General features: G+C 53.1%; 1 protein-coding gene. It reads left to right on the forward strand.

Going from position 1 to position 288, the window contains the following annotated elements; genetic code table 11:
• The coding region (locus EN824_RS35755; protein ID WP_210236404.1) for a hypothetical protein at nucleotides 1-180 on the forward strand (180 nt) is incomplete at its 5' end.
• Nucleotides 181-288 lie beyond the last annotated feature (108 nt).

A 288-nucleotide genomic window follows, 5' to 3' on the forward strand; every position in this document is an offset into this window, starting at 1 on the left:
CGATACTCGACATGGTCCAGTAATTGCATCATCGATTGGTTAAGCGCGGAGTCCATCCTCGCGCCGGCGCCAGCCGAAGCACTCTTCCTCGCAGCATCCATTGTCATTCCTCGAATTCCGCCTGCAACTAAGGCTATTCGAGTTGAAATGGGACACAAGCTGAAAATTCGATATTGCTGATTTACCGCTTGTTAACCTTAACGGCCGGGCCGATTTTCGCAGATTCTCTAAGCAAAAAAGCAAACTCGACGCCGACGGGCCGTCCAAGACCACCTGCCGGCGATCCGC

This window comes from Mesorhizobium sp. M8A.F.Ca.ET.181.01.1.1 (assembly GCF_004792025.1).
Classification (GTDB): domain Bacteria; phylum Pseudomonadota; class Alphaproteobacteria; order Rhizobiales; family Rhizobiaceae; genus Mesorhizobium.